Genomic DNA, 987 nt, shown 5'->3' with positions numbered 1-987 from the left:
CTTTTGATGTGACTTTAACTGGGGATTATGCTTCTGGGTTTGATGTAGATTTCTCTACCGCTTTTGGTACAGCTACCGCCACCGACTTTACACCTATCGCCAATGGAACTATCACCTTTGCTGGTAATAATGGCGAGGTTCAGCAAATCGTGGTGTCCATCTTGGACGATAATATCATTGAACCGCAAGAAGCGTATACCGTTACCTTGAACAGCACTACCAATCCGTTAGTGCCCATTAACGATGCTACCGCTAACGGTATCATCAATGATGATGACAGTACGGGTACGGAAGGTCTATCCATAATACAGACCGATGTTATCGTAACCGAAGGTGTGGGCGTTACCGCTACTTTTGATGTTACCCTTACTGGGGATTATGCATCTGGTTTTGATGTAGACTTTAGTACCGCTTTTGGTACGGCTACCGCCACCGACTTTACGCCTATCGCCAATGGAACTATCACCTTTGCTGGTAATAATGGCGAGGTACAGCAAATCGTGGTGTCCATCTTGGACGATACTTTTATCGAAGCACAAGAAGCCTATACCGTTACCTTGAACAGCACTACCAATCCGTTGGTGCCTATTAACGATGCTACCGCTAACGGTATCATCAATGATGATGACAGCACAGGCACCGAAGGTCTTTCTATTGTACAAACCGATGTTATCGTGACCGAAGGTTTGGGTGTAACCGCTACTTTTGATGTGACTTTAACTGGGGATTATGCTTCTGGGTTTGATGTAGATTTCTCTACCGCTTTTGGTACAGCTACCGCCACCGACTTTACGCCTATTACCAATGGAACTATCACCTTTGCGGGTAATAATGGCGAGGTACAACAAATCGTGGTGTCCATCTTGGACGATACTTTTATCGAAGCCCAAGAAGCCTATACCGTTACCTTGAACAGCACTACCAATCCGTTAGTGCCTATTAACGATGCTACCGCTAACGGTATCATCAATGATGATGACAGCACAG

1 protein-coding gene is annotated in these 987 nt (G+C 45.4%); it reads left to right on the top strand.

Annotation, left to right across the window (positions count from 1 at the left end; all coding sequences use genetic code 11):
* On the top strand, positions 1–987 hold a 987-nt coding region (locus FBT53_RS15630), incomplete at both ends, for a Calx-beta domain-containing protein (protein ID WP_205729052.1).

It is taken from the genome of Flavobacterium sp. ASW18X (assembly GCF_005144745.1).
Lineage (GTDB): Bacteria > Bacteroidota > Bacteroidia > Flavobacteriales > Flavobacteriaceae > Croceivirga.
This window is presented reverse-complemented; position numbering and strand designations above follow the sequence as displayed.